This is a genomic window from Sphingobacterium paucimobilis HER1398 (assembly GCF_000416985.1).
Classification (GTDB): Bacteria; Bacteroidota; Bacteroidia; order Sphingobacteriales; family Sphingobacteriaceae; genus Sphingobacterium; species Sphingobacterium paucimobilis.
Genome location: NZ_ATDL01000016.1, coordinates 51,869 through 69,254 on the forward strand (window position 1 = coordinate 51,869; position 17,386 = coordinate 69,254).

At 40.9% G+C, this 17,386-nt stretch carries 10 protein-coding genes; 4 read left to right on the plus strand and 6 right to left on the minus strand.

The window, feature by feature from the left end:
* Positions 1-43: 43 nt before the first annotated feature.
* Complete coding sequence (pafA, locus tag M472_RS37110; protein WP_021071044.1) at positions 44-1,684, minus strand: alkaline phosphatase PafA; 1,641 nt, start codon at positions 1,682-1,684, stop codon at positions 44-46.
* Positions 1,685-1,772: 88 nt separating this feature from the next.
* Positions 1,773-4,577, minus strand: a complete 2,805-nt coding sequence (uvrA, locus tag M472_RS37115; protein ID WP_021071045.1) for an excinuclease ABC subunit UvrA — start codon at positions 4,575-4,577, stop codon at positions 1,773-1,775.
* 209 nt (positions 4,578-4,786) lie between these two features.
* On the opposite strand from uvrA, the gene M472_RS37120 reads away from it, so the two are divergent.
* Genes M472_RS37120 through M472_RS37135 form a run of 4 tightly spaced genes read left to right on the plus strand, consistent with a single transcriptional unit; the run spans position 4,787 to position 12,556 of the window.
* Entirely contained in the window at positions 4,787-7,528 is a 2,742-nt protein-coding gene (locus M472_RS37120; protein WP_031301856.1) for a TonB-dependent receptor, read from the plus strand.
* 12 nt (positions 7,529-7,540) lie between these two features.
* Positions 7,541-8,743 carry a DUF4876 domain-containing protein gene (locus M472_RS37125; RefSeq protein WP_021071047.1) on the plus strand — a complete coding sequence of 401 codons (1,203 nt, stop codon included), beginning with the start codon at positions 7,541-7,543 and terminating at the stop codon, positions 8,741-8,743.
* Positions 8,744-8,745: 2 nt separating this feature from the next.
* Positions 8,746-10,302 carry a DUF6850 family outer membrane beta-barrel protein gene (locus M472_RS37130; protein WP_144062747.1) on the plus strand — a complete coding sequence of 519 codons (1,557 nt, stop codon included), beginning with the start codon at positions 8,746-8,748 and terminating at the stop codon, positions 10,300-10,302.
* Between the two features lie 34 nt (positions 10,303-10,336).
* Positions 10,337-12,556 (plus strand): HEAT repeat domain-containing protein, encoded by a 2,220-nt coding sequence (locus M472_RS37135; RefSeq protein ID WP_021071049.1) that lies wholly within the window; start codon positions 10,337-10,339, stop codon positions 12,554-12,556.
* Between the two features lie 42 nt (positions 12,557-12,598).
* Here M472_RS37135 and M472_RS37140 read toward each other — a convergent pair whose 3' ends face one another.
* From M472_RS37140 to xseB, 4 genes are all read right to left on the minus strand, one after another.
* On the minus strand, positions 12,599-13,168 hold the full coding sequence (locus M472_RS37140) for a hypothetical protein (RefSeq protein ID WP_144062748.1): 570 nt from the start codon (positions 13,166-13,168) through the stop codon (positions 12,599-12,601).
* A gap of 32 nt (positions 13,169-13,200) precedes the next feature.
* Positions 13,201-15,114, minus strand: a complete 1,914-nt coding sequence (locus M472_RS37145) for a HEAT repeat domain-containing protein (protein WP_021071051.1) — start codon at positions 15,112-15,114, stop codon at positions 13,201-13,203.
* Positions 15,114-17,024, minus strand: a complete 1,911-nt coding sequence (locus M472_RS37150) for a HEAT repeat domain-containing protein (protein WP_021071052.1) — start codon at positions 17,022-17,024, stop codon at positions 15,114-15,116. The genes M472_RS37145 and M472_RS37150 overlap by 1 nt, the downstream gene beginning before the upstream one ends.
* Positions 17,025-17,160: 136 nt before the next feature.
* Positions 17,161-17,385, minus strand: a complete 225-nt coding sequence (gene xseB, locus M472_RS37155) for an exodeoxyribonuclease VII small subunit (protein WP_021071053.1) — start codon at positions 17,383-17,385, stop codon at positions 17,161-17,163.
* Position 17,386: the final 1 nt, after the last annotated feature.

Sequence of the window (17,386 nt, forward strand, 5' to 3'; positions counted from 1 at the left end):
TGTATTCTCTTGCCTCAAAAATACGAAATATTACGATTAATAGCTATTGTCCCAATACCTCTACGATAGCATGACCGATGTTGCCATTCGGCTCCATCACGTGTAGCAAGGAGGCTAGAGTAGGGGCTATATCGACAACCTGCACTGAACGTGTGCTCACGCCGGGTTTTATGCCCCAGCCCATAAATACCAACGGAATATGGGAGTCGTAGGCCGACCATACACCGTGCGTAGTGCCTGTGCCTCTTGGAGTCCCCGCATACCACTGTGGTTCTGCTATGATCTGAATTGCTCCGCTATTTTTACGATTATATCCATTAATGATTTTTTCGCGAATAGGGGCTGGTAAGAACATGTTTTCGCCGCCCTCCATATCGACAACATAAGCTACTCCATCTTGCGCTTTAAGATTTCTGATAATTACCTTCTTGACATTATCTATATCCAAGTCTAGAGATTCAATCAAGTTATAATCTAAATGTACTTGATAATTCATGAGACTTTTTACCAATTTATCTGAGCCAAACTTTTCCTTTAGTTCCATATTGAGCTCGCGTTGTATTTGTCGTGTAAATAGGTAACCGCCGTTTCCTCGTTGATCCGTGTAATACAAAGGATTGTATGAAGCGGCGTGATCTGCAGTTAAGAAAAAAGTATAGTTACCTTCGCCTACCGTTTTGTCAAGGTACGCAAGAAAATCTGCGATATCCCTATCTAGGCGTAGGTACGTGTCTTCAATTTCTACGGCCGACAGAGAGTACCTGTGTCCTACATAATCGGTCGCTGAAAGACTTACGCAAAGAAAGTCCGTATTGTTGGTTGGGTTTTTGCCCATATTTTCATGCTCGATGGCCGCCTTTGCAAAATCCAAGGTTAGTGTGTTGCCTTGGGGAGTAGTCTTGATCAATTCGTAGCCAACATCTTTCATTAATTCTGAAGTTTTTCGAGGGAAGGTTGGTGATTTCTCTCCAGGCCATTTGCCTTCATAGATATTGTCGTCGGCGATACTGTTTGTATATGTCTCTATGGGATACAGTGTGTTCCAATCCTGTTTCAAATATTTTTCAGGTAATTTTTGTTTGTTGAAGCTATTGACCCATTTAGGAAGGTCTTTCATATAGAATGTGCTGGAAATCCAATCGCCTGATTTTGCTTCGAACCAATAAGCAGCATCAGCAAAGTGTCCAGCAGGAAGAATACCTCCTCGGTCTTTAATAGCGATCCCGATTACTTTGGATTGAAAGTTGGTAGCTAGCTTTAGCTGATCCGTAATTGTAGAAGATAATAGATTTCGGGGAGACTGCTTTCCCTCTTTTTCTGTCGTACCGACTCCCTGCACATTATCATCCTGAGTGCAGTACATCGGCTGTCCAGTAGCTTGTATAATCCAGTCATTTCCCGCAATACCGTGAATAGCGGGGACGGATCCGGTATAGACTGAGCTGTGTCCTATGGCTGTATAGGTAGGGATATAGTTGAGCAGTGTGTTTTCACACGAAAAGCCCTCTTTGAGAATTCTCTTGAATCCGTCGTTACCGTAACGGTCTGCGAAGCGATACAAATAGTCCCATCGCATTTGATCGACCATGAGTCCGACTACCAATTTAGGTCTTTCTACTTGTGCGTTTACATCTTTGACAAAAGCTAAAGCCAATGCGAGAAAGAAAATAAAATGTTTTTTCATTGGAATAATTTTTTAAGGACAATAAATCTATCAGGAGGACAGATATTCCTGATAGATTTATCTGTTTAAGGTTTTGTTGACTCACAAATTAAGCTTTTTTAAGATGATTTACGAGGAATTGCCCCGTAAAACTTTCTTTACACATAGCTAGGTTCTCAGGAGTGCCCGTAAAAACAACTTTTCCACCTTTTTCTCCACCTTCTGGACCGATGTCTATTACCCAATCTGCAGATTTGATCATATCCATGTTGTGTTCAATGACTAATATGCTGTTGCCTAGCGCTATTAGGGCATCAAACGACTTAAGCAACTTCTGTATATCATTAAAATGAAGACCAGTCGTAGGTTCATCAAAAATGAACAGTGTTTTTTTGCTATTATTGCCTTTGATTAAAAAGGAAGCAAGTTTTATGCGTTGAGCTTCTCCTCCCGATAGCGTGCTGGAAGATTGTCCTAATTTGATATAGCCGAGTCCCACATCTTGTAATGGCTGGAGTTTTGCTAGGATTTTAGGCTGATCCGTAAAGAATGACAAGGCCTCATCAATACTTAACTCTAATATATCGGAGACCGATTTCTCTTGATACTGAACATCAAGCACATGCTGTTTAAAGCGTTTCCCACCACAAGCCTCGCAGGGAAGTACGATATCGGCCATAAATTGCATTTCGATTTTTACCTCACCATCTCCCTGACAAATATCACAACGGCCTCCTTCCACATTAAAGGAGAAGGCGGCGGGCTTTAATCCAGCAGCTTTTGCAGCAGGCAGATTTGCATAAAGAGCGCGTATCTCGTCCCAAGCCTTCACATAAGTTACCGGATTGGAGCGGGAAGAACGGCCAATCGGATTTTGGTCTACCATTTCGACCTGTTCTATTTGATGTATATCACCTTCGATGCTGTCAAACTGTCCCGTTTGCTCTCCCGAATAATTTCCCAATGACTTTTGGAGTGCGGGGTATAGGATTCGTTTTACCAGAGATGTTTTACCAGAGCCTGATACTCCCGTGACTACGGTGAAAATATGCAATGGAAAGTCGACCGAAATTCCTGCCAGATTGTTCTCCCGGGCCCCTTTTATGGCAATAGAGTCAGACCACTTGCGTCGTTGCTCAGGTATGGAGATTTCTTTTTTGCCGCTGAGATATTGGCCTGTTAAAGACTTGCTATCTTTTAATATCTGCTCATATGTGCCAGCAAATACCAATTCACCCCCATTGATGCCTGCTTCGGGCCCAATGTCAATCAAATAGTCTGCAGCTTCCATCATCTCTTGTTCGTGCTCTACTACGATTACTGTGTTCCCAATATCCCGTAGTGATTTTAAAACACCGATTAGCCTTTGCGTGTCTCTAGGATGTAGACCTATACTTGGTTCATCCAGGACATAGATTGATCCAACTAATGAGCTTCCCAAGGAGGTTGCCAGGTTGATGCGTTGAGACTCTCCTCCCGAGAGTGTGTTGCTGAGTCGGTTAAGAGTAAGGTAACTAAGGCCTACGTCACACAAAAACTGTATACGGTTTACAATCTCCCAAAGCAAGCGTTTTGCAATAGTAGCTTCATTAGCAGTAAGCGTCAGGGTAGTGAAAAATTCGAGAGCTTGGTCTATAGGTAACAAGACTATATCCACAATAGATTTTCCCGCGATTTTTACATAGGTCGCATCTTTACGTAATCGGCTGCCTTTACATTCAGGACAGTCTGTTTTGCCCCGATAGCGCGACAACATAACGCGATATTGAATCTTGTAGGTCTGTTCTTCCAGTTCCTGGAAGAAATCGTTCAAGCCTCTAAAGTATTTATTGCCTGTCCATAAGAGTTCTTGTTGCTCCTTAGTCAGATCAGCGTATGATCGATGAATCGGAAAATCAAATTTTATAGCTGTACGTACTAAGGCCTCAAGCCACGTTCCCATTTTTTCGCCTCGCCAAGGAGCCAGAGCACCATCGTAAACAGACTTGCTTTTGTCTGGTACGACAAGGTCAGGGTCGATACCAATCACTTTACCATATCCTTCGCAACGGCGGCAGGCACCAAAGGGATTGTTAAAGCTGAAAAAATTTGGAGTGGGTTCTTCAAAGGCAATTCCGTCCAATTCGAATTTGTCGGAAAAACTAAGACGTTGGTCTTCGATGTCTATTGAGCATTCTCCTTTACCTTCGAAGTAAGCCGTCTGTATAGAATCCGCTAGACGGGCAGCTGTGTCTTCTTCCCCATCTAGGCGTACGCGATCTATAACAATTTCTATGTCCCCTGCTTTAAATACTTTGTTGGCTATAGACTTGTCTTCAAGTACAGATTCTATCTTTTCGATGGCTTGCTTGAAGAATATACGTACAAAACCTTTCTGAAGCAACAGGGAAAGTTCTTCTTTCAGTTTACGCCCATTGGTGGGATGAAGGGGGCTGAAAATGGTAACAGTGGTATCTGTCGGATATGTTAAAATTCGGTCCACGATAGAAGAAACAGAGTCCCTAGAAACAACATCTCCAGAAATTGGAGAATAGGTTTTTCCTATTCGTGCAAAAAGAAGTTTGAGATAATCGTAGATCTCGGTGGAAGTCCCTACGGTAGATCGTGGGTTGCTGGTGATCACTTTTTGTTCAATAGCAATGGCGGGGGCTATTCCTTTAATATAATCCACCTCAGGTTTGTGCATTCTCCCCATAAACTGTCGGGCATAGGATGACAGGCTCTCAACATAGCGACGCTGTCCTTCAGCATACAGCGTGTCAAAAGCCAAAGATGATTTGCCCGAACCTGACATGCCGGTAATGACCACCAATTTGTTTTTGGGAATATCAACATCAATGTTTTTCAAGTTGTTGACGCGTGCACCCTTGATTTGAATGTGAGATTTTGGATTGTGCTCCTTCTTGTTTTGCATAACTAACAAAGTTAAGCATTTCTGATAAGTTGAGGGCAGACACTTTTTCTATTTTTCTTGGATGCTCAAAAGAACATATCGCTCTAGGTTATGTACAAAAGTCTATTTGTACACTTTCTGTCATAAAAGTGAATGAAAACGCATTATTTCAAGTAGTGTTATTTAGTTTTATTCTAAATAAAGTATATTTGCGTGATTTTCCACGTATTATGAAGAAGTTATTTCTCTCGGCTGCGCTATGGGGCAGCACATTATTAACAGGCTATTTGCTGGCCTCCACAAATACAGCGTATTTCTTTCAGCAGCAATCGATAGACATAAAAGGGCTAGTCCTATCTAATGGTAAGCCACTCGCTGGGTCAACGGTTTCGTTGGTAGAACTGGGGCTAACAGCTTCTAGTGAGAACAACGGACAGTTTGTTTTTTCCAAAGTGCCTCTCGGAAACTATACTTTGATTGTACAACATGCAGGAATGAAAGCGTATCAATTAAAAGTGATTCCAGGGCAAGATGTTAAGATCGAGTTGGAAGAAAACACGATTGCTATCGATGATGTTCAGGTGATCGGCCAACGTTCCAAGGTTAAAGGGGCTACTTCTACCTTTATTTCTAGACAAGCTATCGAACACTTGCAGGCGACGAGTATCGCCGAGGTACTTCAGTTATTGCCTGGGCAGGCTATTTATAATCCCTCTTTTTCTCAAATCAACACACCTTTAATTCGACAAGGAGGGAGTAGCCCTACGGGTACAACACATGATAGCAAATCACGTAGCGTAGCCTCATTAGGAACCTCTATCATCGTCAACGGAGCTCAATTGTCCAACAATGCCGATATGCAGGCCGTCAATACTGCTTCTGGAGGTGTCTTGTCCAGTTTCGGTAATGCCTCCGGAAGGGGGACAGATTTGCGACAATTAACGGCAGACAATGTGGAGTCTATTGAAGTTATCCGCGGTATTCCTTCGGTGGAATATGGCGATTTGACATCGGGTGTGATTGATGTTAAGACAAAGGCAGCAGTACAGCCCTTACAGGCCAAATTCCGATTGAACCCAACATTAAAACAAGGCTGGGTTGGACAAGGTTTTGCTGTAGGTAAGGATCAAGGGGCATTGTTTGTTGATGTAGATTATACCTATGCTGCTAATAATCAGATACAGACCAGCGAATCGTATAAACGTTTTAATACCTCTTTGCAATATACCAATACATTGGGGGCGAATCGAAATCTATATACTAATACAACTTTGGCTTTTGGAGGGTATTACGATGATAGTAAGATAGATCCCGATCTAACAGTCAATCAGGTTATTAATCAATCAGAAAATTATGATCTGCGATTCTCCACTAATGGGCGATGGAATCTGGATAAGCGGTTTGCACGGAATATAAACTATGTGTTATCAGCTCAATTAGGATTTCAGAATGGGTTCCAGCAGATGATGAATAATGGTTCACTGTTCGCTGTTTCGAATGCTTTGGTCGATGGTACTTATGAAGTTGACTTTTTGCCATCCAGTTACCTACAGCAGATTTATATTAAAGGGAAGCCCTTGAACCTACAGGCACGATTATCGGACAATTTTTACTTTTCTACAGGTGCAGCACGGCATGCCATCACCGTAGGGGGGACGTATACTTTGGACAAAAACTTTGGTCAGGGCAAATATTTTGCAGGAGATATGCCTCCTAAGAATAATTCGGGATTAGGGTTCAGACCCCGTCGATTTGAAGATATTCCCGCACTGAATCAACTTGCCTTTTACGCAGAAGATAAATTGGCCGTAGATGTGTTTGGAAGATCATTGGATATTGTTGCGGGTTTACGTTACGATTGGATGCAGCCTTTCAGAGATGATGCTAAGAATGCTTTTTCCCCTCGTATCAATGCGTCCTATGAATTATTTAAAGATTTTTCTATCCATGGTGGGTACGGATGGAGTGCTAAGGCGCCATCTCTGATATATATGTATCCCGACCCGGTGTATCTGGATGTATTCAGTTTGAGTCATTATAAACAAGATCCAGCAGAACGACTTGCTTTGGTAACTACGCGGGTATTTGATGCACAAAACCAAAACCTGGAGATGGCTAAGTCTAAAAAAAGAGAAGTTGGTGTAGATTATAAAAAGTTTTCAATATCGGTTTATGATGAACGTATCGCTAACGGACTGGATATGTATCAATACTATAATTTTACGAATGTGCCCATCTACACTGTGGCGACTCAACAGCCTGGGCAACGCCCTGAATTGAGTGAGGTGGTTAAAGATTCCTTATATGTGACAGATTACAGAGTACCGAGTAATAATGTCAATATTGTGAATAGAGGGATTGAATTTGATTTTGACTTTGGTAAAGTAAAACCTTTGCGTACCTCCTTTACTTTGAATGGCGCATACGCTTATACCAAATCTTTTGACAATAATCCGTTTGTCTATGCACGGCGTATGCCTAATCAGCCATACAATAAGCTGGGAGTTTATGAAGGGAGAGGAAAGGAGTATACACGTTTCCTGACAACATTGCGTGCCATTCATCAGATTCCGGAGCTCCGTCTCTTGATTACGTTGACCGCGCAGACCATCTGGACAGATAAGGATAAATACCTGAACTATACTTCTAGGCCTTATGCGGTGATGGATATTGTCGAGGGAGGAGCTGGTGAGGAACGGATGTTATCAGAGCAAGAAATTGCGGCTATTTCGGAGACTTCTGGTCTGTTTTTGCCAGTTGCAGAATCTTATTATAGAACAGAATCCTGGAAGCCATTATGGCTATTCAACACGAAGGTCACGAAGGAGTTTGGAAAGAATTATGGTTTCTCCTTTTATGTAAATAACATTACCAATAACAGACCTTATCAACGGAGTAAACGTAACCCAGATCAATTAGAAAAGCGAAATATTCCGATATTCTTTGGTAGTGAATTGAGTATCAAATTTTAAGTGTTGGCAATAATGAAAAAGATATATTTATTGATCCTGTCTGCTCTCGTTGTGGTGTTGGGCAGTTGTCGAAAGGATTTTGAACAAGTTAGGGCAGTGCAACTCACATTGCAGTTAGAGTTTCCTGATGCATTTATTAAAGGAAGTGTACCCAAGAATGTAGAGGTTACGCTACGTAACAATATTACAGGTGAGCTGATTAAAGCGAAAACCGATGAAGAAGGAAAGGTGGTTGATACTGTCATTCCTGGTACCTACACTGTAACAGCATCAAAAGCCTATAGCCCCGAAGAGACATCGGAATTATTAGGAAATGAGGAAGAAATATTTGTAAACGGCAACCTTTCGCCCGTTATCGTAAATGAAGAAAAAACAGCCGTTCTTAAGTTGAAAAGCAGTAGAGCAGGAGGATTGGTCATCAGAGAGTTTTATTACAGTGGGGTCACGGGTTATATTTATGATGGTTTTACAGAAATCTACAATAATTCCAACGAACCTATTCGGATTGATAGTCTGTATATTGGATCTACACGTGCCGGAGCGACTAATAATACGTCTGCAGCTGGACCGTATAATTTCTTAACAGCCTATCCTGAGGAGGTCTATTTGAATCAGGTATTTATGGTTCCTTCAACAGGTCAGCCGAGATTTCTTGAGCCCGGAAAATCTTTGGTAATTGCTATTAGTGGATTAAATCATAAGTCCGATCCAAATGGCAATAAAAACTCTCCTGTTGATTTGGGAGATGCAGATTACGAAGTTTTTTGGGATTACCCTACAGGTAAGGATATTGATTATCCAGATGTTCCTAATATGGTACATGCATTTTCAGGAAATACGCAGGCGAATGACTGGACTATCGGTGTTAATGGTGCCGGAATGGTGATTTTCAATACCAAGAACTTAGATAAACTGCCTGTCCGATTTGAACCTGATGCGAAGGTGTCTGGGACAACTCAGTATATAGGTATCCCTGTTAGTGATATTATCGACGGAGTGGACGCAACAGCCAATGCTACAATATTTCTGAGTAATAAGCGCCTGCCGATTTCTGTAGATGCGAGCATGACTACAGCAGAGGTTTCCTTGAAAGGCCGGTCAGTAAGACGTAAAATCAAAACGGTAATCAATGGACGTACTATTTTTGTAGACACCAATAACTCTTCTGCAGACTTTGAAATTAATCTACCCCCCTCACCTCGTAAATGGAATTAACAATGAGCAAGAAATTAATAGTAAGTATTCTGATGGCGAGTAGTGTTGGAGCGGTGCGTGCACAGACTACAGCATTCGAACTGGAAAAGTTTAAGCTACAGGAGGTAGGTCTACAAAGTGCCAATGCTTCTTTGTTGAATGCCAATGATTTTAGAAGTTTAGGAAATACGAGTGTATTCTATAATCAGAAGAAAGGAGACTTTAAACATCCGCTGCTGGCTTCTGAAAGTCATTTTGGAGGTCTTGAAACGGAGCGCTTTCAGGAGTTGAAGAATTGGAGGTTGTATGGCAAATTTGGACTGGATTTTGGAAAGGATAAAAAGGTAAGTAATACCACTCAGTTGGATCCCTTGCGTTTGAATCCATTTATTGTTGTAGACTCTTTGGATGGCGACTGGAATAAGCAGCATTATGCGCTCGAAACAAAGATAGCCTCTCCGATTCTGAACGAACGGCTTGCATTTGGATTAGGAATTGATTATAAAGTGTCCACAGGGGCTCGACAAAGGGACCCCAGACCACTGAGTACCAGTAATACGCTGGTATTGACACCTTCGGTAACTTATTTCCTGAATCTAGAGCATGCGATAGGCATTAATGGTCGATACGAGAATTTTGTGGAAGATCTGAGTGTGTCTAACGTCAATACGACTACCGTACATAATATGTACAAACTTATTGGGGTTGGTGAATATGTGGGAAGCAGTCCAACCTTTATAGGTACCAGTTCTATCTCAAGAAGATATAATGGGAATAAGTTTGGTGGAGCTTTACAATATGTTTTTAAAGGTGAATCCTTTCGCTTCTTTGGCGAAGGGTTCGTGAATCATAATGCCGAGCGTGCTAAAGATGGGAGCACCAATCCGCAGGAAGCAGGCAAGCATGAATATTGGGAATATGGGGCAAATGTGGAAGCGGTTTATAACCATGATCTTTCTATGCACAGGCTTGGATTTGCCTGGAATCAAAGAAATGTGGACAATATCGAATATCATCAATACCAAGATGCGGAAACTAGGCAGTTTGTTACTTTGTTTTCAGCGGTGTTTAACACAAACCTAGTGACCAATAGTAACGTTTCCTATGCATTTACGAAGTGGAAAGGTGAGGCAATAAATTGGGATTTAGGATCGAATATATTCTATTCGGGCTGGGATAATAAGTATGCTGTCAACCAGAGTCAACAAACTGTTGATCGTCTGGGCTATGATCTGAGATTCAAGAAGTATTTCCAATTTCGTGATGCGTCGGCTTTTGCTGTTGAACTTCGTCCAGGGTATAGCCATCATCTTGAATCTAAATTTAAATATGATGAAAAAAGTTACTCTACAAACTTTGTCGCCAACGACATTTTATATCCTACGAATGCCTATTTGGTTATGGATTATTTTAATATTGGGGCAAGTGTGCAGTATACCTTTAAACCCTCAGAAAATAATACACAGCTCTATATAAAGCTGTCAGAAAATTATGTTAAGCCTACAAGTAATACAGCATATTTTTCAAAATCGCAACATCGGGTGGATTGGCAGGTTGCAGTAGGATTGTTGACATTTTAGGTAACGTTGTTTATTTTTTAAATTTGAATTCGATATGTATAATATAAAAAGGGTTGTAGGAGCGCTATTGTTGTCAGGAAGCTTGATGGCTAATGCGCAGGAGATAGAGAAGCCAAGTATTAAATCAAAAACTTCATTCGCAATTGTAGTTGATAAAGAGACGTACGAAGCGGTAGGTTCCGAAATTCGCGCCTATAAGCAGGTTGTGGAAAAAGATGGACTGGGGACTTATGTCATCTATGACGATTGGCAATCGCCAGAAAAGATTCGTCAAATATTGCAAAAATTACGTCAGGATAAAGGTAGCCCATTGGAAGGAGTCGTGTTGGTTGGTAATATTCCAGTACCTATGATTCGTGATGCCCAGTTCTTGACTTCGGCATTCAAAATGAACCAAAAGATCAGATGGGAAAAATCCTCAGTGCCTTCCGATAGATATTATGATGATTTTGACCTTAAGTTTGATTTCTTGAAACAGGATACTGCAAAAGGTAAGGAGCACTATTTCTATTATAGTCTACGGCCAGATTCAAAACAATACATTAATATGGATATCTATTCGGCCCGTATCAAACCTCCAGTAGCAGATGGTGAGCAGATGGTTCCTAAGATTAAAGCCTACTTGAATAAACTGATCACGCTGCGTTCAAAAAATTATCGATTGAATGATATGCTGGTGTCTTATGGGCATGGCTATAATTCAAACTCGGTTAATGCGGTTTCTGGAGAAGCCCTAGCGTTGAAGTCACAATTGCCACATCTTTTTAAGCCTGGCGGATCCATTAAGTTTCTTAATTTTAGGAATGCAGATTTCATGAAGTTTAATTTACTATCCGAGTTGAAAAGGGAAGGGGTAGATTTTGCGTATATGACAGGCCACGGTACACCAACATTGCAATTGATTAATGGTTATCCACTGGTGTCCAACCCACAGCCCTCGATGGAGAATGTTGCCCGATACCTAAGGTCTAAACTGCGTGATGCAAAAGAAGATGGAAGAGATGTGGAGAAAACCAAAGAGGGATTTAAAAGCTCTTTGGGTGTGTCAGACAAATGGTTTGAGAATATTTTTGACCCAAAAGTAATAGAACAGGATTCTGTTTTCAACGCAAATCTTGATGTGCAGATTGAAGATGTGCGTGACGCTGGCATTCAGGCCAAATTGGTATACTTAAACTCTTGCTTGACGGGATCTTTTCAATTAGACAACTATCTCGCAGGATATTATCCATTCTCCGAAAATCAGAATGTAGTAGCCATAGCAAATTCTGTCGGCGTATTACAAGATTTATGGCCGGCAGAAATGATGGGCTTATTACATCAAGGGTATCGCGTAGGGAATTGGCTTAAACATATTGCTTACCTGGAGACGCACGTACTGGGCGATCCGACATTCCACTTTGAATCTAAGGATGCATATGCTCTTAATGAATCCGTATTCTTAAATAAAGATATTGCTTATTGGAAGCGTGTATTGAAGGAGAACAATGCCGATTTGCAAAGTTTGGCCTTAGTAAAATTAGCAGCATTAATGCCAGAGAAGGAGAGCGCTCCGTTATTAAGAGACTTTTATTTTAATTCCTCTTTTGAGACGACACGTATGCAGGCATTTCAGCTGTTACGTCAATTTGAGAATAAGGAATACATTGAAGTGCTGCATGCTGCAAAAAATGATCCTTATGAATACATCCGCCGTAGAGCTATCTATGATCTGACTGATTTTGGATCGGACGAATTTGTTAAAGATCTGATCCAGTTTTACGTGTCGGATCCGCATTCCGAACGTGTAGCTTATCGGGTAAGATGGGCTTTGCAATTTATGGACCCCGAATTAGCCAAGCAAGAGGTTAATACCCTGATTCGACAAAATAAAGCGGTGCACAATGGTCCTGCTTTAGCCGATAAATTGGACAAAGACTTAGATTATTATGGTAAAAAACGTGATGATTTGATAAAATCGTTGCAGAATGATAACATGTCGGAAAAAGAAAAGCTAGGAGAGGTTACCACGTTGCGATTATACAGACATCATGCTGCTGTACCTCAGGTGATCACATTGATCAAGAACAACAAGACGCCGGAAACCGTACGTGTGGCAGCATTGGAAGCACTAGGGTGGTTCACCTTATCGTATCAACGGGACAATATCATCAAAGGTTGTGATGAGGTTTTGAAATCTGATGCACCGAAAGTTGTAAAAGATGAAGCGGAAAAAACAAAAAGACGTCTTCGTGAAGCGACACATAAGATATAATAATAAAATAGCCGCGAACAATTTTTCGCGGCTATTTTTCTATTAATGTTGATGTCTTTCAAGAGGAGGAGTAATCATGATGTGCGCCTTGTAGGTGCCTTCGTCCATTAACCAAGGCATTCCCAGGTTATTGTGTTGATTGGAGAGTCCTAAGTCAGCTGCTCTTGCGAAGGGTACATAAATTACATATCTTCTTTTAGCATCTTTAATTTCTCCTGTTTCTGGATTTACATCCTTGGCTGCTCCCCAATACCCATATAATGTTGACGGCGTTTGTGGCATGGGTAATTTTCCTTCTTTAAATTCCTGTTCACGGATCTTGTCTCTTTCTTTGCGTTTACCCTGTGCAATCAACTCTCGGCCTCTAGCCATTAAGGGTTCTAAGCTTTCCGGGTAGCAATAAGCATAATAGACTGACATTTTGTCGTCTGGAGCCAAGCAAATATAACCATTGCTGCCTTCGCGAAGCGTGACAAACTCGCCGGATTGGTCGTAACCATATACTTTCGCTCCGTCTCTAAACTCAGAGGGAGCAGCCTGGACCGCTATTTTGATTTGGAGTTCCGGGCTTAAAATTTTCTTGTCTTGTGCATAGTTGTTGCCTACACTCATCCAGAGTAATAATGCAACGATTATCAATTTATTCATTCTATCTTTAATCTATATATTGTTTGTTCTATTTCATTTTTTAATGCTTTGGAAGCCTTTGATTTTAACAAATCCTGACAATGGGTTATGATTTTTTCTCTTTCCTGAGAATAGTTGAATGCACCCAAAGCAATGATGCATGCTCTGCGCAGTTCAAGGGGCTCCTGTTTGTCATTCACAACATCCAAAATCCTGTCTATACAAAGGTGACAATGGTGACTTGCTATGGACCGTACTACAGCAATACGTTCTTCTTGAGAATTGCTTTTATCTTGTATTTTTGCCAGTGCGCTTTCCCAAAGAGAAGATTGTGTGTATAGATCTTGTATGTCTTCGATTTCCTTTTCTCTGTGGATACGGTTACTGTTGTTTAATGCCTTCAGCAGTTCTTTTTCAACCATACTACTGTCAAATATACCTAAGGTCGGCCTGATAATTTGCTGGATTCGCACTCTGGATTTATCATTTATCCAGACTTGTGTCAACGAGGGTAATAATGTCGTATCTCCTATCATGCGTGCATAGATAAGCGATTGCCTGGCTATCATCTCGTATTCGTCAGTCAAACCTTTATCTACAGTCTTTGTAAAGGTCGCATTTTTATGTGTTGATAAAGTATTTAATGCCTGTAATCTTACAGTACGGTATGGTGATCTGTCAAAATACGAGCTTAGGGTATCCGAAGTGTTGACGGTGTTGGTCCCTAACTTGAATAGTGCCAATGTTTGATAGACAGGACTGTCTTTCTTTAACAGGGCTGTCCAGTATTCGCGATCGTCTTGTTGGGAGATTCTTTCATTCAGCTTTTCAGTATCTTTAATTGCAAAATGGAAGGTGGGGTCTCCAAATAAATGACGTTCTAGGTTTAAGTCTAAATTGTGTACATGTCCCAAGCGTATCCCATAGGAAAGTAGCCCGCTAAAATTTAAACTCCAGCTGTCCCTGGGCATTGGTCGTGTACAGGCTTGTACAGCGATGGTATTGCCCGCGTTGAAGAGGTAATGAGCGGCGGCGTATTCCAAACTGTCAAAAGCACCAGCAGATGGACACTCTAGGATCATGTATAGCGGGTATGTATCCAGTTGTTTGTCCTGTATGGTGCTGATAGTAGAAGTGCTGTCGGAGCGGATTAGGAATAAATCAACCTCTTTACGTTGCATCTCGTTTAAGATAGCGTGTTCGCTATTATTATGGAAAGGCAATTGCCGTAAACCACTGACCTGCTTTACTAGAAAAGGAAAATATTCTTTGTAAGCTTTTATTTCATCCTTCCAGGCACTTGTGCATCCCTTATAGGAGTCTCTACTTGTTGAACTGACGACATGATCTAATATATTATCTCGACGGGTCCGAGCTACCTTGAGAAGGTAATTGTTGATAGCTTTGTAGGATTCGCTATGTTTTAAACCAGGATAACAGATCCGAGCAGAGTAAAAATCTGGATTGATCCTTCGAGGGCTGCTTCCTTGTAACTTGTAATAATGGAGGTTGGTGTGTACTGGGTCCTGTTTGATATAGTCAAAGGTAAGGTTAAGATCATCGTAAAAGCGATCCGAAGGAATTGGAAGGGTATCGATTGAAAGATCATAGACCATAGGAATCGGAATGTTGCCAATAAAGACAGCCCCCTCAAGGGATTGTTTGGTTTTATATAGTTTTATAAGTTCTTTCTTGATGTCTTCAGGTCGATGGAAGACACCATATATAACATAGGTCGGTATACCATCACTTTCCACGGCTTTTTGATACGCTTTTATAGCATCTTGAGTGTTGTTGTAAGTTTCTTGGTCTACGATTATTGCGAAGGCCTTCTTGGTCGTACTCAAGGTGGGCTTCTCTATTTTCAGCTGCCCCTTAGCGATGGATACCATGTAGAGAAGAGCCAGTAAAGAGAGGAGATACTTTTGCATTAGTTTATATTATTTAAAGTCCGGCGGGCTTCATCGCGTAGCCTCTTTGAATGTCGAGTGTCCACCATTAATTCTTTACAAGCGGCTACAATCTCGGGTTTACGATACGAATCTCTAAAACAGGATAAGGATTCTAGCATGGCGATTCGTAAATCGATGTTCATTTTACTGTTGCGGACAAATTCGAGGTACCGAGTTATCGATGGATGATAGTGGACGGTGTGCAGGTCAGCAATTCCCTGTTTTTGCCTATCAGAGTTGGTGTCGAATATTTTTTTGTCAATTTCCAAATATACTCCTGTAAATTGCGTATCATAAAATTTTTCCTTCTCTGCACTCTTGTCCGTATAATTATTGGTGGTCATAAAGTGCTGCTCGGCAATGTTTTTTATCAGGTCTTTATTAAATGCATAGAGTGCCATATTTATAGCAGATAGTATACTTTCGGCATGTTGGTTCTCTGTATAGGCCTCTACCAGAGCAGGGATAAATATGGGATCTCCAATACGTGCCATCGAATGGATAACTTCTAGGCGGATACATTCGTCAGGGTCTTTGATTCCCTTTGAAAAAAGAGCAGATCGTATTTCCCCTTCTTGCCTTTCAGCGATATGTATACAGGTATATCGTACTGTAGCATACTTGGAGCTATCGTAATATTGCATGAGGAGTTTGGTCAAGCCTTCATAGCGGTTCAGAAATAACTGATTCAGCAAGAAGCTTTGAGCCTCTGGAGAGCTGACTTTTGATAAAGCCTGTACTAAATGTTTGTTGTCCGTTTCGTTTACGAATTGACTTAATGTGTCGGCACTGCTTAATGAAAAAAAGAACGTTGGATCACCTAGCAGATGCGATTCAAGTGTGTTATTTAACTTTGCCCACTGGCCAATGTTTAGTCCCATATTTAAGGATCCTATAAGATATGTAGGATGAGGATGTGGAGTTGGTTGTACGGAGTTGGCCAAAACAGTTAACGCGTTGCCTGGACTGAAGGTAAAATATCCAGCATCGTATTGTGGCTCGCTGAAATTCCCAATAGGGTTGTCCGCAAAAATAGTTAATGTAACATTCGGATGGATCATAGCGACATTGGAAAGCGCATATTGACGAATGAAAGCTATGTCCAGATCTTTCCTTCTAAATTGATTGATAGTTTCACCTTGCAAAGTACGGAACTTGTCGTCCTTATAATTTTGAAATCGTGTGCTTGATTTTAGAACTTGTGGAAACTGTTCCTCTAGAAAATAGGACTGCGAAGACCAGGCAGACAGGGGCTGAAATGCCACATAAGACATAATCTGATCGACACTGTTCTTTTGCTGTCGAGCTTGTACCGCTTTGTTGAGATAGGTGCTGATCTGTTGATACTTGTCGTTACTTTTGCTGGAGCTTGCCAGAGGTTTGAGCCGTGCCGAATAGATGGTTGATCGGATACGGTTCGGGGAAGAGATTCCTAGATTATAAAAAAATAATTGTGTGTTTGTTTTGCTCTGCTCCAGAAAATCAAACGTTAAGCTAAAATCATCATAAAACCGATCGGATGGAATGGCTGTAGATACGTTTGTAAGGTGCTGTGCTTTGAGTATCATAGGGATTGGTATATCTCCTATGAATATAACCCCTTCTGTTTTTGAGGACTCATAAAGCTTTTTTAACTCATTTTTGATCTGTTCGGGATTTTTCCAAGAATGATAAATGATCAATGTTGGTAGAAATTCCGATTCGATCACATCCCGATAAGCGGTAATCTCTTTTTGACATTTTTCAAAAGTAGTCCTGTCGGTGACGATAGCGAAAGAACGATCTTTTATTTCAAGCGTAGAAGGTATGATTTCTTGAGCTCTCGTAATATTTGAAATAAATAGATGCGAGACTAAAAAGAAAATAAATAGTTTGTTTAAAGCCTTCATAATGAAAAAGTAAGATCAAAAGTGAAGCCAGGAATAACTCAAAGCTGCTAAATGTAAGAGCAAATATAGGCTGAAATTCTTAATCGTGATTGAAACCAGTTACCTAGAAAAACAATTCTATTGTAAAATTAGGATATCAGTCGCTGTTCGATGCCCCCTGTTCGGTTTCTTGGAACTTATTTAATAAAGCCGTCACCTCTTCTTCTGAAGAGGTTAATTTCGCTTTACAGATATGTATTAATTGTGAAGCCCTTTTTATTTTATCCGCTAATTCATCTACATTTACATCTCCAGTTTCTATTTCAGAAACGATTTGTTGCAATTCGTTGAAGGCATCATTGTAACTATAATTTGCTGTCATC